Here is a 25,904-nt window from a genome sequence, read left to right as displayed (position 1 = left end):
GCAGCGGTCCTGCATGCCCCGATCTGCCCGCACCCGAAGACCTGGAGACCTTTTCGTGACGGTTGCGGCAAAATCCGATGCGGATCTGCGCCGCGCTCAAAATCCTGAAGAACGACTACGTGCAGAGGCTTGGCCGCGTTAAACTGATCGGGCTTTTGATGCGGGCTCGGGTTGAGGCCTCGGCCCGGCCAAGGTAGGCTCATTCAGAATTCGTTTTCAGGGGGCGCGCAGCTGTCTCCGCCCGCTCCGATCTTTTCCTTCCATCCCTTCAGGACTTCCAGATAGGCGGCGAAACGCTGCCGGTCTTCCTCGCCTTCCGCTTCGCGGAGCTGGGTCTCGGCCTTGGCGATCAAAACTTCCAGATACTTCGGATCGGTGAATCCATGCAGGATGTTGCTCATGCGGTGTCTTCCTGGCGCTGCTGCACCCATTTGTTGATGGTTTCCAGATAGAGGAAGGTCTCGGTGTTCTGGATGCCGCCCAGGGCCGAGAGGTCATCGACCAGAAAACGGCGCAAGTCGTTGCGCGACGCAACGTGGATCTCTACCAGCAGGTCGAAGCGGCCCGAGACGTTGGATACGGACTGCACGCCGTCGAGGCTTGCGATGGCGCGCATGATTTGGGCGTTGGCCCGCCCCTCAAGGCTGACTCCCACGGTGGCGGTCAGGCCGTCCTCGAAAAGCATGGGGTTCACCGAGGCCGAGATGCGCAGATAGCCACTTTTCAGCAACCGCTCCGTGCGCAGCCGGACCGTGCCGTCGGACACGCCCAGCCGCTGGGCGATGTTCTTGTAGGATTCGCGGCCATTGTCCTGCAGGGCCGCGATGATCCGGCGGTCCGTGTGGTCCAGGGTAATTTCTCTTTCGTTCACGTTCGTGCTCCCGCGTGAGCGCATACCTAAGTCCCGGCGCAAAGACAAAGCCTGCGCGGGAGGGTTCGGAATAAGGTTGCCAATTAAGTTGTTCGTTAATATATTGCGCTTTCATTCATTGACAAGAAGTTTTATGGCGATAAAATTGCGCAAATCGAAATTTTACGGGGAGGCGGCATGAAGCGGATACTGGAAGATCTGAGGCGGCAGACGGAGGAATTGCGGGAAGGCGGGCTTTTCAAGGCCGAGCGGGTCATCACTTCGCCCCAGGGCGCGAGCATAACCGTGGCGGGTGGCCGTGAGGTGCTCAATTTCTGCGCCAACAACTATCTTGGCCTTGCCGGTGACAAACGACTGGTCGCGGCCGCGCACGCCGCCCTGGACCGCTACGGTTACGGCCTGTCATCCGTGCGCTTCATCTGCGGCACCCAGGACGTGCATACGGAGCTCGAAGGGCGTTTGTCCGAATTTCTGGGCACCGAGGACACCATTCTCTACAGCTCCTGCTTTGACGCCAACGGCGGCCTCTTCGAGACACTGCTCGGAGCCGAGGACGCGGTCATCAGCGACGCCCTCAATCATGCCTCCATCATTGACGGGGTGCGGCTCTGCAAGGCGAAACGCTTTCGGTACGCAAGCGGCGATATGGCTGATCTGGAATCGCAGCTCAAAGAAGCGGCGGATTGCCGTTATCGGCTCATCGTCACCGACGGTGTCTTCTCCATGGACGGGCACATTGCCGATTTGAAGGCCATCTGCGATCTGGCCGACAAGTACGATGCCCTGGTCATGGTCGATGACTCCCACGCCGTCGGCTTCATGGGCGAGAACGGGCGGGGCACGCATGAGCACTGCGGGGTCATGGGCCGGGTGGACATCATCACCGGCACCCTGGGCAAGGCTCTGGGCGGGGCCTCCGGCGGCTACACCTCGGGCCGCAAGGAGATTGTCGAGTGGCTGCGGCAGCGTTCCCGGCCATATCTCTTTTCCAATACCCTGGCCCCCGTCATCGCCGCCACGTCACTGGCCGTGCTGGACCTGATCCGCGACGAGCCTGAATTGCGCGTCAAGCTGCAGGAGAACAGCCGGTTCTTCCGGGAGGCCATGACCGAGGCCGGATTCACCCTGGCTCCCGGCGAGCATCCCATCATCCCCGTCATGCTCGGCGATGCCGTACTGGCCCAGCGAATGGCGGCACGGATGCTCGAAGAGGGCATCTATGTGGTGGGATTCAGCTTTCCGGTGGTGCCCAAGGGCAAGGCCAGAATCCGTACCCAGATGAGCGCGGCGCACACGCGGCCGCAGCTTGAACAGGCAGTGGCGGCGTTTGTGAAGGTTGGGAAGGAGCTGGGAGTCATTTAACGGTGGCGCTGGGCGGAAGGGGCTTTGCGGGTTGGCGGGGGGAGTGTCGGGGTGCCGGGATTGCGGCCCGTCAAAACTCCTTCGTCGGCCTCGTAAGACCAGCCATTGCTCCTGTCGATTCCGGGTTTGCACGTTGGGCGAGGGGCAATGGCTGGCCCAACGATGCCTGACTCAGTCAGACAGTTGACGAGCCGCAATCCCGGCACCCCGACACTCCGTGGGGAACGCAAAATTTTGTATTTCATTTGGTGAACGAAGAGAGGACAACGAAATGGAAAAAATGAAAGCACTGGTAAAGGCCAAACCCGAAGTCGGGATCTGGATGGAAGAGATTCCCGTGCCTGAGGTCGGTCATAACGATATTCTGATAAAAGTCGGCAAGACCGCCATCTGCGGCACCGACATCCACATCTACAATTGGGACGCCTGGGCCGCAAAGACCATTCCCGTGCCCATGGCCGTCGGCCACGAATTTGTGGGGCGCATCGTGGAGGTGGGTTCCGAGGTGCGCGGGCTCAAGGTCGGGGACCGGGTCTCCGCAGAAGGGCATATCACCTGCGGCCACTGCCGCAACTGCAAGGCGGGCAAGCGTCATCTCTGCCGCAACGCCATCGGCGTGGGCGTCAACCGTCCGGGATGCTTCGCGGAATATGTCTGCGTTCCGGCCGTCAACGCCTTCAAGATTCCCGACACCATCTCCGGCGACGTGGCCGCGATGCTCGATCCGTTCGGCAACGCCACGCACACCGCCCTGTCCTTTGACCTGGTCGGCGAGGACGTGCTCATCACCGGGGCCGGGCCCATCGGCATCATGGCCGCAGGCATCGCCCGTTTCTGCGGAGCCCGCCACGTGGTCATCACCGATGTCAACGACTATCGCCTGGACCTGGCCCGCAAGATGGGCGTCAGCCGCGCCGTCAACGTCGGCAGCGAATCCCTGGCCGAAACTATGGCCGACCTGCACATGTCCGAAGGCTTCGACGTGGGCCTTGAGATGTCCGGCAACCCGCACGCCTTCAGGGAAATGCTGGCCCAGATGAACCACGGCGGCCACATCGCTCTGCTTGGCATCATGCCCGACGACACGGCCATCGACTGGGGGCAGGTGGTCTTCAAGGGCCTGAAGCTCAAAGGGATATATGGACGCGAAATGTTCGAGACCTGGTACAAGATGACGGCCATGCTGCAGAGCGGCCTGGACATGACCCCGGTCATCACCCACAACTTCGCGGCCGAGGATTTCCAGAAGGGTTTCGATGTCATGCGCTCGGGGAAATCCGGCAAGGTCATTCTCGACTGGAACGCCTGATTTTCGGGTGGGCCTGACTTGCCAGGCCGAAGGTTCCTCGTAATGACAGGTAGAAGATGGATTGCCACTTCGAAGGCTCCTCGTAATGCCAGTGCGAAGATGGATTTCACGCGGAGCCTGACTTGCCTCGTCGAAGGCTCCTCGCAATGCCGGTGAGAAGATGGATTGCCACGTCGAAAGTCGGGCTAAGCGCGAAGACTCCTCGCAATGACGGGTTGGTAATGCGTCATTGCGAGCCCCTTAGGGCGTGGCAATCCATGCCTTTACGTCTTCTCTGTTCTCGTCTTCCTGGCTTTCCGTCATCCCGTCTTTCCGTCTCGATTTCAAAACAGGGATGTCGGTATCACCTTGCTTCGGAACTCGGCCCCTGACATACTCTTCCAGCACGCACCATCCCCAATCAAGGAGCCCTCATGCGCCACACCATTTCCGCCCTGGTCCAGAACAAGCCTGGGGTCCTGGCCTCCATGGCCCAGGTTTTCCAGCGCCACGACATCAACATCCGCTCCATTTCCTGCGGCGAGACCGAGCGCGAGGACGTGTCGCGCATGATCATCTGCGTGGAGGCTGACGGAGGCAAGAGCAAGGCCGTGACCGACGAGATCGCCTCCCTGGATTTCGTTTTGCGTCTGGAAGACCTGTCGGGCCAGGAGCTCATGGACCGCGAACTGGTCATGATCAAGGTCCGCATCACCAAGGACACGGTCAGCCAGATTCTGCAGATTTTCGAGGTCTTCCGGGCCAATGTCGTCGACATGGGCAACGAGACCATCTCCGCCGAGCTATCCGCTCCCCAGGGCAAGGTGGCCGGGCTCATCCGCACCCTGGCCCCGCACGGCATCCAGTCCCTGAGCCGCACCGGGCTCATCGCCCTGTCCCGGGGAGACGGCTGATGGGCGCCGGGCCTGTGCGTTCCCTGGATCAGATGGTGGAGCTGGTCCGTTCCCGGCGTACGCCCGCTCGCGTGGTCATCGCGGCCTGCGCCGAACCCAATGCGGTGCTGGCCGGGCTTGAGGCCGCGCGGCAAGGTCTGGCCGAGCCGGTCTTTGTGGGGGACGTGGAGCGCATGCGCAGTCTGCCGGAGCTGGCGGGCGAGAATCTTGACGCTTATGATTGCCTGCACGAACCAGATGACAGGGAAGCTCTTGCCAGGAGCCTCGACCTTCTGCACGAGGGCCGTGCCCAGTTCTTGATGAAGGGCGGGGTCAAGACCGATGTGCTGCTCCGCGCCGTGCTCGGTCGCAAGCGCGGAAGCGACGGGCTCTTGAGCCATATCGGCGTGTTCCCGCACCCACGAGAGGAGCGTCTGCTTGTCGTGACTGATGCGGGCGTCAACATCGCGCCTTCGCTCACGCGCAAGATCGACATCATCAACAATGCCGTTGTCGTGGCCAAGAAGCTGGGCATGGATCCGCCCAGGGTGGCCGTGCTCTCGGCCACGGAAAAGGTGTCCTACAACGACATGGTCTCCAGCAAGGATGCGGACATCCTGGCCAAGCTCTGCCGCATGGGCATCTTCGGCGACGCCGTCGTCGGCGGGCCGTTTGCCCTCGATATCGCGGTGTCACGGGAAAAGGCCCTGGCCAAGGGCGTGGACCACCCGGCAGCAGGCCGGGCGGACATACTCTGCGCTCCCAACATCGTCACCGGTAACGTGCTCTACAAGGCCGTGACCAGCCTCATGGAGCTGCCCATGGCCGGGATCGTCGTCGGGGCCAGCTATCCTCTGGTCGTACCCTCGCGCGGGGATTCCGACCGCTCCAAGTTCTACGCCCTGGCCCTGGCAGCCTATCTGGCCGGGGTATGACCTGGGTTCAGGCTCCCAGGCGCCGGCAAGATGATTGCGACAGCCCGGCTGGAGTCGTTCCCATGAAAACAAAGCCCCCTCTGCCCGTCATCAGGCGATTTCGCTCTTGACTGACCGTGACCGCGCTTTATTTTTTCAGTGTCCCGGAATCGTCCCGGGCCGTGAAATCCATTGAAGCTGGTCACGGAAGGAGGTTGGCCATGACACTGATGAAATGGGATCCCTGGCGGGAAATCGAGGACATGTTTGATCGGTACACCAAGGCCGTAGGCTGGCCGCGCGGAGGGCAGGAGGCCCTTGCGCCCAGCGACTGGACCCCGCGGGTGGATATTGCCGAGACCGAAACGGAGTTTTTGATCAAGGCCGATATTCCTGGCGTGGAGAAGGACCATGTAAAGGTGTCGCTGGAGAACGGAGTGTTGACCATTCAGGGTGAGCGCAAGACCGAGAAGGAAGAAAAGGACAAGAAGTTCCACCGTGTGGAACGCTTCACCGGAACCTTCATGCGCCGATTCACCGTCCCGGAGAATGTTGATCCGGAAGGCATCAAGGCGGTGTTCAAGGACGGCATGCTGCACCTGCACCTGCCCAAGAGTGAAAAGGCGAAGCCCAAGGCCATCGACATCCACGTCGATTAAAAGACCTTGGCGGACTGCCCGCTCATGCTCACCCCAAGGACCGGCTTCGCGCCGGTCCTCTCATTTGGAGCACAGTGTCTTTACAGCCTCTTCCAGGTGTTCGCGCAGCGATTTTTCAGCGCGGGCGGCGTGCTCCGAAAGAGTGTCCAGTTCGTGCAGGATGTTGAGGATCTGCGGATCATGAGCGTGCCCGCCTGTGAGCAGGACCGGCCTTTTCGTGTCTTTCGTGCTGAAGAAGTTCCAGGCCAAGGGCGTATTTTCATCACGGAAAGGCCAGTTCAACTTGAGGCGCATCAGCTCTGCCAGCGCTTTTTTCCCTGCCTTCGTGAGACCGTCCGCATCCGGAAAAAATCCCAGACGACTCTCGACGGCGTCCAGCATTGCGGTCAGAAAACGATGCTCCGGAATGATCAGTCCGTATTCGTACCAGTCATCAAGGACCTCACGCGCCAGGCGCTTGATTTCGGCGTCAAGTTCGTCGTAGCTCGGGCAGAAGAAGTATTTGCAGGCCGCACCGCCGTAAAAGCTCAGGCCGCGCCAATCTATGCCCCTGTTTCCCTCGGCGAGCGGATGCAGAAGACAGCCCACGCGTTCGCCTTCATCGCGGATCAGCCCGACAAAGACGCAGTGATGGAAATCCCGGGTGGGCGCTTGATCACCCTCGATGCGCAGGCGCTGCTTTTCGAAGGCAAGGATACTGTCGATGTTGCGCGGCACCGTGGCGAAGGAGTCCGTACGCGCGGACAGGATGGCGTGCAGACACTCCCGCGACAGGTCCGCCATGTTGTAGAGTCCGCAGCAGCTGCCGCAGGACACGCAGGTTCCGGTCTGGCAGAGATAGACCCGGCCCCGGACCTGTTCATCTTCGGGAAGATTTGACATTTTTGACCTCCATGGCCCCAGAGGGGCTATCCCAAAGGACTGAGCGTGGCAACGCCACTGGCTTGACCTTCATGGCTTGAAGCATTTTGTGACTGTTGTATTCAAGGCAAAAAAAAGGGAAGAACCGAAGTCCTTCCCTGCGATTTCAAAGCGGCGGGAACTTACCATTTGCGCTCGTATTTGTTGCGCAGCAGGATGGCCAGGGCGTTCATGGACAAGAGGATGGCCAACAGGACGATGATGCCGGCGGAGGTGCGCTCGGTGAAGGCGCGTATCGATTCCGAGGACCACACGTAGATCTGGGCCGGAAGCACGGTGGCGGCGCTGGTCAGGCCGCGCGGCATGTCCTGGATGTAGGCGACCATGCCGATGATCAGCAGCGGCGCGGTCTCGCCGATGGCCCGGGCCAGACCGATGATGGTCCCGGTCAGGATGCCCGGCAGGGACAGCGGCAGGATGTGGTCCCAGACCACCTGCCAGTGGGTCGCGCCAAGGGCCAGGGCTCCCTCGCGGATGGAATCCGGGATGGCCCGGATGGCCGCGCGGGTGGAGATGATGATGACCGGCAGGGTCATGAGCGCCAGCGTCAGGCCGCCCACCAGCGCCGATGAGCGGGGCAGCCCCATGAAATTGATGAAGATCGCAAGTCCCAGCAGGCCGAAGAGGATTGACGGGATGGCCGCCAGATTGTTGATGTTGACCTCGACGATATGCATCAGCCGGTTGTCCGGGGCGAACTCCTCAAGATAAATCGCGGCCATGACGCCGGCCGGGAAGCTGAAGATGAAGGTGATGCCGAGCAGATAGATGGTGCCCACGGCCGCGGACAGGATACCCGCCATTTCCGCCAGCTTGGAGTCGCCGTTGGTGAAGAAGCCGACGTTGAAGACCTTCTTGATCGATCCTTCGGCCACCAGTTCGTCCACCAGGGCGATTTCCTTCGGCTTCAGACGGTTCGGCTTGCCCTTGACGTACTGGTCCACCTCGGCGTTGGCCAGCACCCAGACTTCGGAGGTCGTGCCCAGCAGTTGCGGGTTTTCACGCAGCTGCATGGGCAGAATGCGGGTTACGCCGCGACTGACCAGGGGGATGAGTCTCTTGTCCAGGGCGGATCTAGGGTCGTCGAAGATCGACTCTGAAAAGGCGACATTGGCCCGGATCTCCGTCTGCATGAAGGCAGTGTATCCCTGACGGATGATGTCCGCGAAGAAGACGACCAGAAAGATTCCGGCAACGGAAATGGCCATGAAGGAGAGGGCCTTGAACTGGCTCTCCGAGTTTTTGCGTTTGCGCAGGCTGCGCGGATCGATGGGCATGCTCATGGCGGCTCCTATTCGTATCTTTGGCGGAACTTTCTAATGACTGTCAGGGAGACGATGTTCAGGCACAGGGTCAGGACCAAAAGGACCAGGCCGAGGCCGAACGCAGCCAAAGTTTCGGGGCTGTCAAAGGACTGATCGCCGGTCAGGGCATCGACGATGCGCACGTTGACCGTGGTCATGCCTTCCAGCGGATTCCAGGACAGGTTCGGCTGCAGGCCGGCGGCCATGACCACGATCATGGTTTCGCCCACGGCGCGGGACACGGCCAGCAGGCAGGCCGAGACGATGCCCGGCAGCGCGGCCGGCAGGACCACCCGTTTGATGGTCTCGGCCGGGTAGGCCCCGAGCGCCAGGGAGCCTTCGCGCAAACTCTGCGGAACGGAGCTGATCACGTCGTCGGACAGGGACGACACAAGGGGGATGATCATGATGCCCATGACCAGCCCGGGGCTGAGCGCGTTGGTGTAGTCGGCGCTTATGCCCACCTTGTCGGCCAGATTAACGATCAGGGGGCTGACAGTTATGGCCGCGAAAAAGCCGTAAACCACGGTGGGGATGCCGGCCAGAATCTCAAGAGCGGGCTTGGCCACCCGCCTGACCGCGAGCGACGCGTACTCGGACATGCAGATCGCCGACATCAGGCCAACAGGGATGGCCACGCACATGGCGATGGCCGTGATCATGAACGTGCCTGCGAAAAGCGGCACCGATCCGAAAAGGGGCTGGATGTTGCCGGCTTCGTCAATGCTCGCCGCGTCGGGGTTCCAGGTCGTTCCGGTCAGGAAGTCCCAGAAGTTGACGATGCGGAAAAAATGAACCGCCTCGAAGACGATGGACATGACGATGCCGATGGTCGTCAGGATGGAAATGAGCGACGCCACCAGCAGAATGCGGGTGATGGTCTTTTCCAGCGCCGTTCGTACCCGCAGACTCGGCCGGATGGCCTTGAGCGCAATCCAGACGCTTACTGCGCCGAGGACCAGGATCGCGGCCGCGAGCATGGTCCAGGGCACTTCGACCAGATCGAAGAGATCGAGAATGGACCCGATCACGCTGATCAGCACGGCAGGCATGAGCATCTTGCTGACTGCATACCATCCGAACAGATTTTCCGATGCCTTGTATCTGGCATTGGGGTCCTGCTGCGCGCGGATTTTTCTGCGGCCAAGGAGATAGCCGAACAGCGCCAGGGGCAGAAGGCCGGCAAAAAGATATTGGGCCAGGTAGGTTGTGGTCACGAGGTTCCTCGCATGTTGTCGGGCGCGGCCAAGGGCCGAACCGTGTGCTTACGGCTCGGCCCTTGGCAGTTTTCTTTCTTGACTATTTCTTCAGGTCGTCGAGGGTCAACTTTTTCTTGTTCAGCACGTTCTCGCGAATCTGGGCGCGCTCAGCCTCGGGCAGCGGAATGAGCCCGATGGATTTGAGCAGGCCGTCCTTGCCGATCATCTTCTCGTTCATGAACAGTTCCACGTATTCCTTCAGGCCGGGGATGGCGTCGTAGTGGGCGTTCTTGACGTAGAAGTACAGGGAGCGGGAGATGGGGTACTGGCCGGAAGCGACGGACTCGGGATTCGGGGTTACGCCGTTGATGGCGGCGCCCTGAATGGAGTCGGCGTTTTCTTCCAGGAAGCTGTAGCCGAAGATGCCGAATGCGTCCTTGTCCTTGGCCAGTTTCTGCACGATCAGGTTGTCGTTCTCACCGGCGGGGACGTAGGCGTTGTCCTGGCGGATCGCGTGATAGCCCTTCTCGTAGCCTTCCTTCTTGCCGAAGACCTTTTCGACAACCATTTCCTCGAAGGCGTCACGGGTGCCGGAAGAGGTGGGCGGGCCGTAGAAGACGATCTTGCGGGCTGGAAACTCGGGGTTGATTTCGTTCCACATCTTGTAGGGGTTCGGGACAAGCTTGCCGTCGACCATGATGTCGGCGGCAACGGCGGTGGCCAGCTCTTCAATGGAGATGCTCATGGGAGCGTTGTCCTTGTTCTGGGCGACGGCGATGCCGTCAAAGCCGATCTTGGCTTCGGTGATGTCGGTCACGCCATTCTTGGCGGCATTCTCGAACTCGCTGTCCTTCATGCGGCGCGAGGAGTTGGCGATGTCGGGGGTGTTCGCGCCCATGCCGGCGCCGAAAAGCTTGTGACCTCCGCCGGAACCGGTGGACTCGACGACAGGTGCGGGGAACTTGGTGGTCGCGCCCAGTTCTTCAGCCACGTAACTGGAGAAGGGGAATACCGTGGACGATCCGGAAATTTTGACCTGATCGCGGGCGTGGGCCATGCCGGTGCAGGTCAGCAGCAGGGCCAGGGCGAAAACAGCTTTGTTCAGAAAACGGTTCATGAGGATGCCTCCTTGGCGAAGTTTCAAATTTGGGTTTGCGTTGTGCGCTGGAGGTCTATTTAGAAGGGGTTTGTTACAGGATGTTGAGGCGAATGTGACGGGCGTGTGACAGTGGGCCCGAAAAAGGCCGAGCGAAGGCAGGGAATGTGTTCGCATGAAAGCGCAGGCATTGAATCTCTTCGCGACAGGCCCTTGGTTTGAAATCAGCGGCTCAGAAAAGGCGAAACCCCGCTCTGAAGGCGGGGTTTCGCGAGGATGACAAAGTCCGGCGGAGGAATGGGACGGTTCAGCTTGCCGCTGCGATCTGCGCCTTGCGACCGTTCCACATGCTGCCGAGAATGATGACCGAACCAACCAGCAGGGCCAGACACATCGAAGAGAAGCTGACGGTCTTGAGCAGTGTGAGCGTGGAGTCGGACAGTTCCATCACGTTGAGTTTGACCAGGTAGGTCGGCAGGGCCAGGCCGCGGCTGACGGCCACGATGAGCATGATGGTGGCCATGACCATCTTGATCATGTGCGGGCGGACATAGGTGGTTCCGATGGCACCGAGCTGGACGCCCAGCAGGGAGCCGCCGAGGATGATGAGCACGAGGCGGATGTCGACCATGCCGTGCATGGCCCAGTTGATGGAGCCGCCCAGGCCCATGGCGAAGGCGATGACCAGTTCCGTGGCGGAGGCCATGAGGCCGGGCACGCCGATGACGTAGATCATGCCGGGCACGCCGACGAATCCGCCGACGGCGATGGTCGCGGCGAGCATGCCGGTGGCGAAACCCACGGGGAGGGTGAACCACAGCGAGATGCGCAGGCCCGAGCGGGGGAAGTTGATCATGGGCCACAGTTCGATCTTCTGCAGACGTGTGGCCAGGGCCGTCGTTTCTTCCACGCCGCCGCAGCGTGCACATTTAATGGCGTCTTTCATGACGTAGCCGCCGACGAAAACGAGAACAAAGACAAACGAAAGGCTGACATAAAGGTCGGAACCAGCCTGTCCCCACATTTCAAGTATGATGCGCTGGATGTGGATGCCGATCTGCACGCCGATGCCGGCCGAGGCGGCCATGATCAGGCCCATTTTCACGTCGACCTGCCCGTAACGGAAACGCTTGATCGCTCCGACCAGCGCTTTGGGGAATTTGTGGCACATGTTGCTGGCTACTGCCACAGTGCCGGGCACGCCCAGGCTCATCATGCCGGGAGTGAGCACGAAGGCTCCGCCGGAGCCGATGAAGCCGCTGACCAGGCCGCCGATGAATCCGACCAGGAACAGGAAAATGATTGCCATCGTACTGAGATCGATGAATTTAGTTGGATCAAGATTCAAGATATCCATTGTGGTGTCTCCTGCAATGCGTTGGTTCAGGCGTTGAGAACGGGGCGGTGGGCCGGGCGTTTGGTGGCTTCGACGGTCTTGCTTGCATCTTTTCGTATTGCGGCAATGCCGAGAACGGACCACAGGTTGCTCGCGAACTCGCCGTGCAGGTATGATACGGCGAAGACCGTGGCGATGGGGCCCGCAGCCCAGAAAGATCCCTGAGCGAAGTGCGCTGCAATGTTGTCCCCGTAGGCAAAGAAGCCCGTGTAAAACGCGGCGGTCAGGGTTCCGAAGAGAATGGTCCGTCCGATGGGTTTACTGTTCGATTGAGTAGTGGCCATTGAGTTCTCCATGTGGTGTTTTCGCTTTTCGCGGTTTGTTTAATTCGAAATTTTTATGCCGTGCATCCGGCTCGTTCACGTCATTTGACCGTGAACAGGGCGAGCCCGGTCTGGCCGACGACCTGTTCGCCTTCTTCGGGCTCGCTCAAGATGAATTCGATCCTTCCGCATGCGCGCACGAGTTCGCCGACAGCCTCTTCGATGCCGCCGAATCTGACTTCGTGGGCGACGTGCAGGCTCATTCGCGCGGCACTTTCATGCCACGCGGAAGCCGCCTGGGCGGAGAGTTGCGTGAAGGATTCCCGCCACGTGGGATCACCCGTCTTCATGCCGATGCTCAGGAGCAAGAGGTCGCTGCCCATTCTTTCGGCCACGCTCAGGGCGTATTCACGCAGGCGAGGTGAAAAGGAGCAGCCATGCCCGATGACCAGGATGCGTCTTCGGCCCGTGGCCGTCGGAGCGACCAGGTCGGCGGCGAGCATCTGCTCACCGGCCTCGGCCAGGGCGACCGCTTCGCTGTAATCCGCCAGCCTGTCCTGGACAGATTTGGCGCGGCGCAGTGACGGGGTGGGCGTGTGCATCGAATTTCGTAACCAATTGCGCGGCATGTTCTGCTCCTGCTCGTGTTGTTGGTTGGTCTAGCGTGCCTGCAGAGTTGGGCGAGGGCGCTTTTCCACCTGTTTGGCCGCTTTGGCCTGGGTTTTGGACTGCTGATGCTCTGACTTGAGCAGCAGCGTGGCTTCTTCGCTTAGATTTCGTTCCGCAAAGGCAGTGGCCGCATAATTCGTTTCGATCGTTTCACGGATGGTGCTCATTTTGCTAACCTCGCGTTAAATGTGATGCGATGCCCTAAACAAGGCTCGTGCCATATTTGAAAAAAACTTAATTATTTGAAATTATTGTTTTTTATCGAGACTGGAGAAAGGGCGGGATTTCGGGCAATGTTGCAGATTGCAGCGCCTGATCGTGAAAACCATAACAAAGTCCAGTTTGCCGGGGTTGGTGCAGATTGCAGCGCTGTTGCAAAACGCAACAAGAGGCCGAATACGGAACAGATTGGACACAGGGGACGATCGATGTTTTTTCGCAAACAGGAACTCGAGTCGCCGGTGCAGCCGGCGGACCCCACGGGGTTGCGGGAAAAGTGCAGACAGGCGGAACTGTCCGAAGCGGTGCACGGCGCCATTGAATCCGAAATCAGCCGCATGGAGAAGACGGATGCGGCGGTGGCGGAATACTCCATCGCGCTCAATTACGTCGAAACGCTGCTGGCGCTGCCGTGGAACGCCGTGACGCGGGACAATCTCGACCTGGAGCAGGCCGCCGAAGTCTTCGACGGCAGCCATGCGGGTCTTGGCCAGGTCCGGGAGCGGGTGCTCGAGCACCTGGCGTCGCGAGTGTTGCATTCCAAACGACAGGCCTCGCTGCTTATTGTCGACGACGAGCCCATCGCCCGTTCCAATCTGCGTCACGTGCTGGCGCGGGAAGGCTATGCGGTAGAGGTCGCGGCCAACGGCGAAGAAGCCATGGCCTTGCTCGCTAGGCAGGAGTTCGATTGCATCGTCACTGACTTGAAAATGGACCGCATGGACGGCATGCAGCTCCTAGAAGCGGCCAGGGGCGTGGCTCCGGAAACGAAATTCATTCTGGTCACGGGCTACGCCACGGTGGATACCGCAGTGCAGGCCCTGAAGACCGGGGCGGTTCACTATCTTTCAAAACCCATAGATCTCAATGAATTGCGCGAGGCGGTGCGTTCGGCGCTGCTTTCGCGTACGCATCGCTACTCCAATCGCTCGCCGATTCTCTGTTTTGTCGGACCTCCGGGCGTGGGCAAGACTTCGGTCGGCAAGGCCATCGCCGAAGCACTGGGGCGTCGCTTCTACCGCATGTCGCTGGCCGATCTGCGAGACGAGGCTGAACTGCGCGGGCATCGCAGGACCTATGTCGGAGCGATGCCCGGGCGCATCATTCAGGCGCTCAAAAGCGTGGGAGTGCGCAATCCGGTGTTCATGCTCGACGAGATGGACAAGATCGGCCAGGACGTGAAAGGCGATCCGGCCATGGCCATGCTTGAAATTCTGGATCCGGAACAGAATGCGCGATACGTGGACCGTTACCTGGAGATGCCCTTCGATCTGTCCGAGGTGCTCTTCATCGCCACGGCCAACGGGGTCGAGCGTCTGGCCGGGCCGCTTCTGGACCGGCTGGAGGTGGTGCAGTTCTCTGGTTATTCCGAGGCCGAAAAACTCGATATCGCGATCCGCTTTCTGGTGCCGCGCCAGTTGCGCGGGCACGGACTGACCAGCCCGTATCCCACGATTCTCCCGGAGGCGCTGGCGCGCATCATCCGCGAATACACCAACGAGTCCGGGGTGCGGGGTCTTGAGCGCGAGATCGCGCGGCTGTGCCGCAAGCTGGCCCGCCTGCGCCTGGACGGAGGGGCCGAGGCTGTGGCCGCACCTGTGAGCGCCGAGGGAGCGGCGGTGCTGCTCGGGCCGGCGCGTTTTCGCCATGACGACGCGAACGCCGGGGGGCTGGTCGGCACAGCCACTGGCCTGGTCTGGTCGGAGACGGGTGGAGAGATCATTTTCGTCGAGGCTACGCGCATGAGGGGCCCGGGCCAGCTCATTCTGACCGGATCTCTTGGCGGGGTACTCAAGGAGTCGGCCCAGATCGCGCTCAGCTTCATCCGCAGCAACGCGCAGACGCTGGGCGTCGAACCTGATTTTTTCGAGGGACATGATATCCACATCCACATTCCGGCCGGGGGCATCGCCAAGGATGGTCCTTCCGCCGGACTGACCATTGCCGTGGCCCTGGTTTCCCTTTTGACGGGCCGTCCGGCACGTTCGGACGTCGCCCTTTCCGGGGAACTGTCCCTGGTCGGCCGGGTTTTGCCCGTCAGCGGGGTGCGCGAGAAGATTCTGGCCGCCTTGCGCGGGCGGGCGGCCATGGTCGTGCTCCCCGAGGCCAATGCGGCCGACGTCGAGGCCCTGCGCGCAAGTGTCGCGGACCTGCCGCCGGTGGTGCTGGTGGCACGGGTCGAGGAAGCCCTGGCGGTGGCCCTGTGCGGTCAGGAGGGTGCGCCATGTACGGAATGATTTCGCGATTTGCCAGCGGCAAGATCCGGCGCATCGTCCTCTTCGGCATGATCCTGTCCGTGCTGGGATTTTCGGTGCTCGGTGGCATCTCCTACCGTTACCTGCTGCAGATCGAAGACGCCCTGGCCCTGGCCGAGGTCGTGGACGATCTGAGCAGCGAGATTCTGGAAATCCGTCGTTACGAGAAGAACTATCTCCTTTACGCGCTGGAAGAGGATTACCTTGAGACCCTGCGCTATTGCGACAAGGCACTGTCCATCATCGAACGCATCGAGCCCCGGGAAGGAGGCTTGATCGGAGCCGATCTGAAGGGGCGGATGACCCTGGTTCAACTTCGGGATGACCTGCGCCGTTACAAGGATTTGTTTTCAAGCATCGGCGCACAGCCGGGAAGCAATAATGACGAGAACGACCCCCTGGGCGTCGAACTGCGCGATCAGGGCAAGGATCTGGTCGATGTGGTTCGGCAGTTCGTGCTCTACCAGCGAGAACGCATCCTGGACATTGTCGGGACCCTGAAACATCAGCTGGCCTTGGCCATTGGAGCTTTCACGGGCGTGGCCATATTTTTTTCCTGGCTGGTCGGGAGAAGGATTTTCGGTGCCCTGGCCATTATCGAGCACTCCGCACGTCAGATCGTACAGGGCAATTTCGAGCCTCTGCCCCTGCCAGACACCAGCGACGAAACGCGGGGCGTGGTTGAGGCCTTCAACCACATGATCGAGGAACTCGAGCGCAGGCAGAACCAGCTCCTGCAGGAAAAGAAGCTGGCCTCGCTGGGCGTCCTGACCTCGGGCATCGCCCATCAGCTCAACAACCCCCTCAACAATATCTCCACATCCTGCCAGATTCTGCAGGAAGACCTGGAGGCGGCCCTGCCCGTCGATCCGGCGCTGACCCGGCAGATGCTCGACAACATCTATCAGGAAGTCAGCCGCTCGCGCGATATCGTCAAGGGGCTCCTTGAGTTCGCCCGGGAAACGGAGTTCTGTCTCAAGCCCGTGCCGCTGCATGCGGTCGTGCAACGGGCGGTGACACTGGTTTCCAGTGAAGTGCCGTCGGGGGTGCGCATCCTGACCGAGATTCCGGACCATATCGAACTTCCCCTCGACAGCCAGCGCTTTCAGGAGGTGCTTTTGAACCTGATGATAAACGCCATCCACTCCATAACCCCGCCTGGAGTGATCTCCCTCTCTGCAAGGTCCGACCCCGGTTCAGGAGAGGCGGTGCTGCAGGTGACCGATACCGGAGCGGGCATCCCGCCGGAGCATCTGGGCCGCATCTTTGATCCCTTCTTCACGCTCAAGGACACGGGTACGGGCCTTGGCCTGTCGGTGGTGTTCGGCATCATCAAGAAGCACGGCGGGACCATCGGCGTCGAGAGTCGGGTGGGTGAAGGCACCACGTTCACCCTGCACCTGCCACTCGGCGGCGCCTTTTCGGGGGCATCGTGAGCGACCAGGAAGTGCATGGCCGCGTTCCCGATCCGTCAACGCCCCCGCCGGCCAGGATTCTGGTGGTCGATGACGAGGCCATCTCACGCGACAACCTGGCCCTGGCGCTGGCGCGGCACGGGCATGACACCGTGACCGCGTCCGGCGGCGCCGAGGCGCTGGGTCTTTTGCAGGAATCGGACTTCGACATGGTCCTGACCGACCTGATGATGGAGGGGATGGACGGGTTGGCCCTCCTGCGGGAGGTCAAGTCCCGTCATCCCGATATCGAGGTCGTGGTCATCACCGGCTACCCCACTGTGGATACGGCCGTGGAGGCCATGCGGGCCGGGGCGTACGACTATCTGGCCAAGCCGTACCGCATCGACGAAGCCAGGTTGCTGGTGCACAAGGCGCTTGAAAAACGCGGGCTCCGGCTTGAGGTCGCGCGTCTGCGCGAGCAGTTGCGCGAACAGACCCTGCCCGTGCCCATGCTTGGCGCGGCTCCGTGCATGGTGGAACTCAAGCGGACCATTGCGCAGGTAGCGCCTTCGGACGTGACGGTGCTGATCCTGGGCGAAACCGGGACGGGCAAAGAGGTGGCAGCGCGCATGATTCACCTCTTCAGCCGCCGCTCCGAAGCCCGTTTTCTGGCCATCAACTGCGGCGCATTCAACGAGGAGTTGCTCGAAAGCGAGCTTTTCGGACATGAGCAGGGCGCTTTTTCCGGAGCCGCCCGGCAGAAGAAGGGGCTCTTTGAGGCGGCCGAGGGCGGCACGCTTTTTCTCGATGAAGTGGGGGAGATGTCCCTGGCCATGCAGGTCAAGCTTCTGCGCGCCGTCCAGGAGCGGAGCATCCGCCGGGTGGGCGGTACCGCGGACATCCCCGTGGACGTGCGTCTCGTGGCGGCGACCAACAAGGATTTAAAGACCGAGGTCGAGACGGGTCGCTTTCGTCAGGACCTTTATTTTCGCCTCAACGTGCTGGTGCTGAACATGCCGCCACTGGTGCAGCGGCGTGAGGATTTGCCCCTGCTGGCTCGCTTTTTTGCGGAGAAGGCCAGCCGGGAGGCGGATCGCCCCGCGCCCGGCATCTCCGACGAGGTCATGGAGATCCTCAGCCGTTACGCCTTTCCGGGCAATGTCCGGGAGCTGCAGAACGTCATCCAGCGGGCCGTGGTCTTCTGCAACGGAGATGAGATTCGTCCTGCGCACCTCTCGCCGGAGCTGCGTGAAGTCTCGTTGCATGTGAGCCGGGCGGGAGACAGGCTGCCCATGACCCTTGAAGAGTGCGAACGGGAACAGATCCGGTGGACCCTTGCGCACGCGGGGGACAACCGCACCTTGGCCGCCCGGATGCTGGGCATCGACCGGGCCTCCCTGTGGCGCAAGATCAAGCGTCACGGGTTGTAGGGCAGAGGCCGGGCATGGAATTCATGGCTCTTGATTGCGCCGGCTTTTGCCGGGATTGCGGATGCGGACACGTCCTTTCCGCCGATGCGGCCCTGCCTCATGCCCGGGAGCTGATGGCGCGGCTTGAACGCCGTGGGAGTATCGGCCAGGGGCCTGCCGAAGATGATCCGCGGCTGTCCCTTGAGTATCTTTACGGACCTGCCCGGGGGCAGATGTTCGGGGTGCTCCTGTATGCGGACCGGACCGGGGGCCAGGGCGTGCTCAAGGCTTTTTCCGGCCAGTACAACGGGCTCTGGGAGGTGCCGGGCTGGGTCTCGCCCATTCTTGATCCGGCGGAGTTTGCGCGCACCATCGAACATGACGAGCCGCGCATCAAGGACTTGACGCTGCGCATGCAGGGCCTGGGCCTGGAAGACCCGGCCCGCCTCGCAATGCTGGCTGAGAGGCGTGAACTGTCCCGAAATCTCATGGCCCGCATCTTCAGCCTCTACCGGCTGACCAATTTCCGCGGACAGACAAGGGCCCTGGGCGAAGTGTTCATGGGCACATCCATGCCCACGGGCACGGGGGAATGCTGCGCGCCCAAGCTGCTGCACCATGCCGCCGTACACGGGCTGACCCCGCTGGGGCTGGCGGAATTCTATGTCGGCCGCGAAAACCGTTCCTCCACCCGCAGGCACGGGCAGTTTTTCGCGCCCTGCGAGGAAAAATGCCGGCCGATTCTGGGTTTTTTGCTTTGCGGGTTGCAAGGCGGGCCACTGCAAAAGATAGCGGACGACTCTCAGCGTCAGTCCCGCGAACGTGTGCCCGGTATGGGTAGGAGAATACTCTAGCTTTCAGGTCGATAATAAAAGGTTCATCCGGTTTAAGCGTACTCATTGAAAGTTTACTTTGCACCCCTGAACTTTGGGCCAAGAAAACCGCCAAACGTGCCAAGGCATCGTCATCGCGAGGCGTCTTCGCCGTGGCGATCCATGCTTTTTTGCCCGCCTTCGCTTATTATAAAAACTGGATTGCTTCGTCGAAGACTCCTCGCAATGACGGACTTCGAACGAGTTTTCGTAGAGCTGGGCGGTCCCACCCGGAGTGAATCGGTTGTGAATCATAAGACGATGGACGCTTAAACCGGATGAACCTAAAAAAGAGCATGGATCCCCTTCTTCAAGGGGATGACGATTTTCTCGAGGTGACGCCCAGAGCAGAGAACTCGGGGCCCTTGCACAGGCCGCGTGGAAAAATCGATCCCAATCCGACCTGAATTCACGTTACAGTCACATCATTGCCCCTCAGCGATCTTGCTTGTCCGCCGCACTTGCGGCACTGATTTCCCATGATCCACATCTCACCGGCCACAGCCATCATATATCGCCGCATTTTCAAGGTTTCCATGCCGCTGGTCATAAGCCTCGGCGCGACCACGATCATGGAGTTCACGGACCGACTCTTTCTGGCCCGCTATTCCCTCGACGCCATTGCAGCTGCCTTGCCCGCCGGGATCATGGCCCTTCTGGCCATGACGATTTTTCTGGGCACCACGAGTTACGTGTCCGTGTTCGTGGCCCAGTATACGGGTCAGGGGCGTCCTGAAATGGTCGGCAGGGCGGTCTGGCAGGGCATCTATGTGGCGCTTTTCGGGGCGGCCGTGCTTGGAGGGCTGGCCTTCCTGGCGGAGGGCATTTTTGCGCTCGGAGGTCATTCCACAGAGATTCAGATACTTGAATCCATTTATTTTAGAACTTTGTGCCTGGGGGCGGGAATCCATCTTGCCGGCGGCGCTTTTGCCGGGTTCTTTACCGGCCTGGGCCGCACGCGCGTGGTCATGCTCGCCAACCTGGCAGGGATGCTCCTCAACATCCCTCTCGATTATTGCCTGATAAACGGCATCGGCCCGTTTCCGGAACTGGGCATCCTTGGTGCGGGCCTGGCCACCGTGATAAGCTGGGGCCTGATTACGGCCATTCTCTGGCTGGCCATGTGCCGCCGTGAGAATGCCCGTTTCCGCCTGACCACGGATCGACGGCTGCGGCCTGACCTGTGGCTTAGGCTCATGCGCTACGGCCTGCCGAGCGGGATGGAGTTTTTTCTCGATATCTTCGCTTTTACGGTCTTCATCTTCGTGGTCGGCAGGCTCGGGACCATGGAACTGGCCGCGACCAACATCGCGCTCAACATCAACGCCCTGGCGTTCATGCCCTTGGTCGGCTTTGCCATGGGCACCAGTACCCTGGTCGGTCAGGCCATGGGTGCGGGCAAACCCGACGAAGTGCCCATGGTGGTGCGTGCCAGTCTTGTGCTGACCTTTGTCTATCTGGCGGTCATGTCGGCGATTTTTTTGTTCGTCCCGGAAGCTGTCCTGCACCTGTTCCAGCCCCGCGACATGGATCCGGCCGCCTTTGCCTCGGTGGTCGACATGGGCCGGATTCTGCTCATGATTGTGGTCGCCTACCTGTTCTTCGACGGGGTCAGCTTTATCGTCTACGGAGCCCTCAAAGGGGCGGGAGATACGGTCTTTGTCATGACCTCGCGTTTGGTGCTGGTCTTCATGGTCATGATCGCACCGCTTCTGGCCGGAGTCTGGCTGGGTCTTGGGCTCTATTATTTCTGGGCCGTGAGCTGCACGTTTCTGGTCATGCTGTCGCTTGTGGGGTGGTGGCGCTTCAGGCAGGGAAAATGGCGGAACATGCTGGTAGTGGAAAAAAGGCCGTCCGCATGAAGCCGGGTGGATTGTCGGGTCAGGTCGCCTGCCCGCATCCGGAGGAACCGCGCCGGTCACGGACATAGACATTGCCGGGCAGGGTCTTGGCGTAGCCCTTGATCTGGGCCGCTTTCTCCCCCAGTGCCTGCAGGCTGCATGGAGCCATGCAGTCCACGATGCCGATGGAGACGGAGACAAGCGGGAACTGCTGCTCCCTGCCGTCCCGGCCCTTGCCCATGATCCAGCCCCTGGCGCGGTCCTGGGCATGGTAGCAGTTCAGGATCAGTCTCTTGAAGCAGCGGGTGGCGGCCTGGCAGATGCGTTCGGCTTTCTCCGGGTTGACCATGGCCACGAAATCGTCGCCTCCGATGTGCGCCAGAAAGTCTCCGCTTTGCCCATGCCTTGTGATGGCCCAGGTCATGATGCGGCCCAGCAGCAGAATGACCAGGTCGCCGTCCTTGAAGCCGTAGACATCATTATAGACCTTGAAGTTGTCGAGGTCCGCATAGAGCATGCAGAAGGGCTTGCTTCGCCTGAGCCTTGTCTCGATTTCCTTTTCGAGCGCCACGTTGCCCGGGATGCCTGTCAGGGGATTGGTGCCCTTGGCCATCTCGACCTGAACCTGCGCCAGGGTGGTCAGCATCTTCTGGACCGTGACCACGCCCATGAATTGTCCGCCGCTGGTGACGATGACCTCGTCGTAGGCTTTCAGCATTTCGCGGGTGTTGGCGTTTTTGGCCACGTATTCCACGGGTTCGCGTTCGTCGACGATCATGGGCGTGGTGTCCATGAGCACGGACACCGGTTTTTCCGCATAGAGCGCCCGCCCGTAAAGGGTAGCCAGATGCCGGTCCAGGCTGTAGCCCATGACCAGGCCCAGGGGCACGTCCTCGTCAACGACGACCACGTTTGAGAGCGCCGGATTTGTGGCGAAGATCCGCTGAACGGACTGAACCGGCGTACGGGGACTGACCGTAAGTGTTTTCTGGATCAGCTGGCCTATGGGGATGGAGCAGGACAGTCGCCCGAAGTTGTCCGCGCGCAGCGGGGTCAGCTCCTTCATGTCCAGGTGGGTCTCGGGTTTGGGGTAGTGGGGGCGGCTCAGGTAGTATCCCTGGCCATAGTGCACCCCGATTTCAGTCAGTGCGCGGGCCTCGCCCTTGGTCTCGATCCCTTCGGCGATGATCTCCGAACCGATGCGACCGGCCAGGGTGACCATGGTTTCCATCAGCGCCCTGCGCACGGGGTCCTTGTCCACATCGCGCACCAGCGACATGTCGACCTTGATGAAGTCGGGCTTCAGGGCCGCGACGGTGGACAGGCCCGAATAGCCGGTTCCGGCATCGTCCACGGCGATCTTGAATCCCTGGCTGCGATAATGGTCCAGGGTTTTGTGGAACGAGGTGAAGTCTTTTATGGAATGGCGTTCGGTGATCTCAAAGACGATGTCTTCGGGTTTGAGGCCGTGCGCGTCAAGCATCTCAAGGGTCTTTCCGGGCGCAAAGGTCGGGTCGACCACGGTGCGCGGGTGGATGTTCAGGAACAGCCGCTGGCCCGTGGTCAGGGTTCCAACCGTTTCCATGGCCTTGGCGCGACAGGCCTGCTCCAGGGCAAAGAGCTGCCCGAACTGTTCGGCGAAATCAAAGAGGATCGACGGCGATTCGAAATCCGAGCCGCGTGGGCCTCGCGCCAGGGCTTCCCAGGCCATGATCATCCCGGTCTTGAAATCGTAAATCGGCTGGAAGAGCATGCGGATCTGGTCGTTGCGAATGATGGCGCGGAAGGTCGACGAGAGCTTGACCGCTTCAAGATCGATACCCCCCTGGGCCATGCGCCGGGCATCGTGGATGGCCTCGTGGAAAACCCGTTCACGTTCGAACAGGGCGGATTCCGGCAGAGTGGCAAAGCCCACCTCGATCTCGAATTCCCTGCCGAGAGATGAAATGGTATGTTTTCTTAAAATGGCTTGCAGCTTGACTTTGAGGCTGAAGGCCTGATCCATGAGCTGGGAATCATTGGCCTGGCCCAGACAGCGAACGAGCAGGGCTTCGCCGGAAGAGATGCGCAAGGCGTGCCTGGCGTTGAGAGTCGGGCTGTCGGGATCATGCCGGTTCAAGGCGTTCAGGAGCAGGTTCTCCAGCTCCTCTGCGACATGGTCTCCGTAGAGCTCCCGGCAGAGCCCGAAGTCCTTGAGGCGAAATATGAAGGCGCTCAGCCTGTGATGGGCGTGCAGGAACCTTTTGAGTTCGAAAATGGGCTTTGTTTCGGTTTGTATGGCTTCGGCTTGAGAATTGGACATCTTTTCCTCGAATGGATGGGACACAGGTCATTTTTCAGGAAGGGTCAAGGTCAGATGCTCTTTGTCCGGCGGGTGCGACATTTTGGCGACAGGTCTGCGACAGATGCGTGGCGATTTGGTTTGAACCCCTGCGGGGCGAATGTTACAGGAAATTCATACGGGTGTCACAATGCTGTCACACGCTGCCTGTACCCCATCTTGGGAACGAGGGGACGGCGCGTCGAAAGCGATGGGCGCTTTTCGTGAAAATGGGGGAAACATGGCTCACAAGATTGTCGTCATTGAAGACGAACCGGATATCGCCAACCTTTTGGCCTTTCACCTCAAGTCGGGCGGATACGACTGTTTCGTGGCCCGGGACGGGAAAAAAGGTCTGCAGTTGGTCCAGTCCGAACGGCCGGACCTGGTGCTGCTGGATCTGATGCTGCCCGGCATGAGCGGCACGGACGTGTGCAAAGCCGTCAAGGGCAGTCCGGATTGCGCTCACATACCAATCATAATGCTCACCGCTCGGGGTGATGAAGTAGACCGCATCCTCGGTTTCGAGCTCGGCGCGGACGATTATGTCATAAAGCCGTTCAGTCCCCGGGAACTGATGCTGCGCATCAAGACAGTCCTGCGACGCAACGTGAACATCCTGCCCAAGGTCGCGCACTGGCAGCGCGAGGGGCTGGTGGCCGATTTCGAGGCGTATACGCTGCTTGTGGACGGGATTGACGCACACCTGACGCCGACGGAGTTCAACCTTTTCGGCGAATTCGTGCGCAACGAAGGCAAGGTGCTCTCCCGGGAGCAGCTCCTGAGCAACGCCTGGGGTTACGAGTTTGAAGGCTATTCGCGCACCGTGGATACCCATGTGCGGCGGCTGCGCAAGAAGCTTGGCCCCTATGCCGACTGGCTGGAGACTGTCCGGGGCATCGGCTATCGCATGAAACGTGAAAATCAGGTCGATTAGGGCATTCCATGACCACCACGACGATTTCCTTTCGGCTGCGGCTGTTTCTGGCCTTCGGGGTCATTCTGTTTTTGGCGCTGGGCGTGCCGGCCTACTATCTGCACCAGAACCTTGGGCAGACCAGCGAGCGCGAGGCCCGCGACAGCGTGAGGCGAGACCTGCGCGCCGTGGAGTGGATGCTCTCACACGGCTCTTTCAGCTCCATTGCAGAAGTCAACGTGGCCCTGCGTGACTTGGCGGCGCGCATGGATATACGCGTCACGTTCATCGATATCGACGGTCGGGTGCTGACTGATTCCGGTGTAACGACGGAACGGGTCGAAATACTGGAGAATCATTTGGGTCGGCCGGAAGTGAGGCAGGCCATTGACGGTGATATTGGTCTCAGCCTTCGCTATAGCGACACCCTGGGTCAGTACCTGCTCTATGCCGCCATGCGGACTCCGGCCGGCGGGATCATGCCGGATGGGGTCGTGCGCATCGCGCGCCCCCAGAGCCAGATACGCAACACCCTGGATCGGCTCTACGGACGGACAGGCTGGGTTTACGGATTCAGCGTCATATTGGCCTTTGGCCTTGTCTCCCTGACCTCCCGTCAGATCGGCCGCGCCATCGCGAAGGTGGCTCAGGCTGCCTCCGACATCGGGCAGGGCGAGCCGGGCAAGCGCATCCGTTTTTCTCCCAGCACCGAGCTCACTCCCCTGGTGCAGGCCTTCAACAACATGGTCGAACGCATCGAGTCCAACATGCAGACCATCGTCAAGCAGAAGATGGAATCCGAAGCCGTGCTCAACGGCATGAAGGCTGGGCTGATCGTCCTTGACGGACACGGGCGGATTCTGCGCGGCAACTACGCCGCCCAGGAGATTTTTCCCGGCCTTTCGTCCTTCGCGGGCCGCAAGCCCATGGAACTGTCCCTGCTTCAGGATTTGCAGGACGCCTGCGACGCGGCGCTCGAAAAGCGCCGGGAAGGGGATTTTTCCCAGGTCGGCGTGGTGGTCTCCCTGGGGAGCGGCAGAAGCTTCGATGTCTCCATCGTGCCCATCAAGGGCGATGCCGAGCTTGGTGTGATCATGGTTTTTCACGACATCACCGAGATCAAGCGGGTTGAGCAGATCCGTCGTGATTTCGTGGCCAACGTGTCGCACGAGTTGCGTACGCCGCTGACATCGATCAAGGGCTACGCCGAAACCCTGGTGGGCATCGAGAAATACGATCCCGAGCAGACGCGATCCTTTCTGGAGGTCATCCTGCGTAACGCCAACCACATGAACACCATGCTCGACGAGCTGCTCCAGCTCTCGCGCCTGGAACATGGCAAGCAGCGGCCCGACCTGGTCACGGTGGAACCTGCCTCGGCGCTGTATTCGGCCTGGAAGAGCTGTCATCCCTTGAGCAAGGACATCGAGTTCGTGAACGAGCTGGGTGCGTCCACGCCCCCGGTGCGGGCCAATTTCGAACAGCTGGTCCAGGTTTTCCGCAATGTCCTTGAAAATGCCATCAAGTATGTGCCCGATGAAACTGCCGTCATCCGCGTCCACGGACATCCGAGCGGGCGGGAGCTGGTTGTCTTTGTCGAGGACAACGGGCCGGGCATCCCGGTCGAGGACCAGGCCCGGATTTTTGAACGGTTCTACCGTGTGGAAAAGGACCGCAACAGCTCCATCGGCGGCACGGGCCTCGGCCTTGCCATATGCAGGCACATCATGGCCAACCACGGAGGACGGATCACGGTGCAGAGCCCTGTGCCCGAAACCGGAATCGGTTCCCGCTTTATCATCACCTTGCCCCTGGCCGGGCAGATCCCAGAGGAATAGAC

The 25,904-nt window shown here is 60.7% G+C and carries 21 protein-coding genes and 1 pseudogene; 12 read left to right on the top strand and 10 right to left on the bottom strand.

Going from position 1 to position 25,904, the window contains the following annotated elements:
• Positions 1-203 precede the first annotated feature (203 nt).
• Both CVU60_06935 and CVU60_06930 read right to left on the bottom strand, forming a co-directional pair.
• Positions 204-401 carry a hypothetical protein gene (locus tag CVU60_06935; GenBank protein ID PKN42411.1) on the bottom strand — a complete coding sequence of 66 codons (198 nt, stop codon included), beginning with the start codon at positions 399-401 and terminating at the stop codon, positions 204-206.
• Positions 398-871: an Lrp/AsnC family transcriptional regulator gene (locus CVU60_06930; GenBank protein PKN42410.1), complete on the bottom strand. Its 474-nt coding sequence runs from the start codon at positions 869-871 to the stop codon at positions 398-400. The genes CVU60_06935 and CVU60_06930 overlap by 4 nt, the downstream gene beginning before the upstream one ends.
• Positions 872-1,048: 177 nt before the next feature.
• Between CVU60_06930 and CVU60_06925 the strand changes: the two genes are divergently transcribed.
• The 5 genes from CVU60_06925 (at position 1,049) to CVU60_06905 (ending at position 5,987) form a co-directional block, all read left to right on the top strand.
• A complete protein-coding gene (locus CVU60_06925) occupies positions 1,049-2,233 on the top strand; it encodes a glycine C-acetyltransferase (protein PKN42409.1) in 1,185 nt (394 codons plus the stop codon).
• A gap of 280 nt (positions 2,234-2,513) precedes the next feature.
• On the top strand, positions 2,514-3,542 hold the full coding sequence (locus CVU60_06920; protein PKN42435.1) for an L-threonine 3-dehydrogenase: 1,029 nt from the start codon (positions 2,514-2,516) through the stop codon (positions 3,540-3,542).
• 413 nt (positions 3,543-3,955) lie between these two features.
• Entirely contained in the window at positions 3,956-4,435 is a 480-nt protein-coding gene (locus CVU60_06915; protein PKN42408.1) for an acetolactate synthase small subunit, read from the top strand.
• Positions 4,435-5,349: a phosphate butyryltransferase gene (locus CVU60_06910; GenBank protein PKN42407.1), complete on the top strand. Its 915-nt coding sequence runs from the start codon at positions 4,435-4,437 to the stop codon at positions 5,347-5,349. Before CVU60_06915 ends, CVU60_06910 begins: the two co-directional genes overlap by 1 nt.
• Positions 5,350-5,549: 200 nt before the next feature.
• A complete protein-coding gene (locus CVU60_06905; protein PKN42406.1) occupies positions 5,550-5,987 on the top strand; it encodes a heat-shock protein in 438 nt (145 codons plus the stop codon).
• 60 nt (positions 5,988-6,047) lie between these two features.
• Here CVU60_06905 and CVU60_06900 read toward each other — a convergent pair whose 3' ends face one another.
• The 7 genes from CVU60_06900 to CVU60_06870 form a co-directional block, all read right to left on the bottom strand.
• The gene (locus CVU60_06900; protein ID PKN42405.1) at positions 6,048-6,869 is read right to left on the bottom strand and encodes a hypothetical protein; all 822 of its coding nucleotides are present in this window, start codon (positions 6,867-6,869) and stop codon (positions 6,048-6,050) included.
• Positions 6,870-7,030: 161 nt separating this feature from the next.
• Entirely contained in the window at positions 7,031-8,191 is a 1,161-nt protein-coding gene (gene pstA, locus CVU60_06895; protein PKN42404.1) for a phosphate ABC transporter, permease protein PstA, read from the bottom strand.
• Positions 8,192-8,199: 8 nt separating this feature from the next.
• The gene (gene pstC, locus CVU60_06890) at positions 8,200-9,429 is read right to left on the bottom strand and encodes a phosphate ABC transporter permease subunit PstC (protein ID PKN42403.1); all 1,230 of its coding nucleotides are present in this window, start codon (positions 9,427-9,429) and stop codon (positions 8,200-8,202) included.
• An 82-nt stretch (positions 9,430-9,511) separates the two neighbouring features.
• The gene (locus CVU60_06885; GenBank protein ID PKN42402.1) at positions 9,512-10,528 is read right to left on the bottom strand and encodes a phosphate-binding protein; all 1,017 of its coding nucleotides are present in this window, start codon (positions 10,526-10,528) and stop codon (positions 9,512-9,514) included.
• A gap of 286 nt (positions 10,529-10,814) precedes the next feature.
• Positions 10,815-11,864 carry a sulfite exporter TauE/SafE family protein gene (locus CVU60_06880; GenBank protein ID PKN42401.1) on the bottom strand — a complete coding sequence of 350 codons (1,050 nt, stop codon included), beginning with the start codon at positions 11,862-11,864 and terminating at the stop codon, positions 10,815-10,817.
• Between the two features lie 26 nt (positions 11,865-11,890).
• On the bottom strand, positions 11,891-12,187 hold the full coding sequence (locus tag CVU60_06875) for a hypothetical protein (protein ID PKN42400.1): 297 nt from the start codon (positions 12,185-12,187) through the stop codon (positions 11,891-11,893).
• Between the two features lie 80 nt (positions 12,188-12,267).
• Positions 12,268-12,768, bottom strand: a complete 501-nt coding sequence (locus CVU60_06870) for a hypothetical protein (protein PKN42399.1) — start codon at positions 12,766-12,768, stop codon at positions 12,268-12,270.
• 495 nt (positions 12,769-13,263) lie between these two features.
• Between CVU60_06870 and CVU60_06865 the strand changes: the two genes are divergently transcribed.
• From CVU60_06865 to CVU60_06845, 5 genes and pseudogenes are all read left to right on the top strand, one after another.
• Entirely contained in the window at positions 13,264-15,291 is a 2,028-nt protein-coding gene (locus tag CVU60_06865) for an ATP-dependent protease (protein PKN42398.1), read from the top strand.
• Positions 15,279-16,745, top strand: coding sequence for a histidine kinase (locus tag CVU60_06860; protein ID PKN42397.1), 1,467 nt, complete (start codon positions 15,279-15,281; stop codon positions 16,743-16,745). Before CVU60_06865 ends, CVU60_06860 begins: the two co-directional genes overlap by 13 nt.
• Positions 16,746-16,756: 11 nt before the next feature.
• Positions 16,757-18,136 (top strand): Fis family transcriptional regulator, encoded by a 1,380-nt coding sequence (locus CVU60_06855; protein PKN42434.1) that lies wholly within the window; start codon positions 16,757-16,759, stop codon positions 18,134-18,136.
• A gap of 14 nt (positions 18,137-18,150) precedes the next feature.
• Positions 18,151-18,888 (top strand): annotated as a pseudogene (locus CVU60_06850) (hypothetical protein).
• Positions 18,889-19,466: 578 nt separating this feature from the next.
• Positions 19,467-20,849, top strand: a complete 1,383-nt coding sequence (locus tag CVU60_06845; protein ID PKN42396.1) for an MATE family efflux transporter — start codon at positions 19,467-19,469, stop codon at positions 20,847-20,849.
• Between the two features lie 19 nt (positions 20,850-20,868).
• Here CVU60_06845 and CVU60_06840 read toward each other — a convergent pair whose 3' ends face one another.
• Positions 20,869-23,130: a GGDEF domain-containing protein gene (locus CVU60_06840; GenBank protein PKN42433.1), complete on the bottom strand. Its 2,262-nt coding sequence runs from the start codon at positions 23,128-23,130 to the stop codon at positions 20,869-20,871.
• Between the two features lie 259 nt (positions 23,131-23,389).
• On the opposite strand from CVU60_06840, the gene CVU60_06835 reads away from it, so the two are divergent.
• On the top strand, positions 23,390-24,085 hold the full coding sequence (locus CVU60_06835) for a DNA-binding response regulator (GenBank protein PKN42432.1): 696 nt from the start codon (positions 23,390-23,392) through the stop codon (positions 24,083-24,085).
• Between the two features lie 8 nt (positions 24,086-24,093).
• Positions 24,094-25,902, top strand: a complete 1,809-nt coding sequence (locus CVU60_06830; protein ID PKN42395.1) for a hypothetical protein — start codon at positions 24,094-24,096, stop codon at positions 25,900-25,902.
• Positions 25,903-25,904 lie beyond the last annotated feature (2 nt).

It is taken from the genome of Deltaproteobacteria bacterium HGW-Deltaproteobacteria-18, from assembly GCA_002841885.1.
Taxonomy (GTDB): domain Bacteria; phylum Desulfobacterota; class Desulfovibrionia; order Desulfovibrionales; family Desulfomicrobiaceae; genus Desulfomicrobium.
Note: the sequence above shows the minus strand (reverse complement) of the source record. Positions and strands in the feature narration are given on the sequence as shown.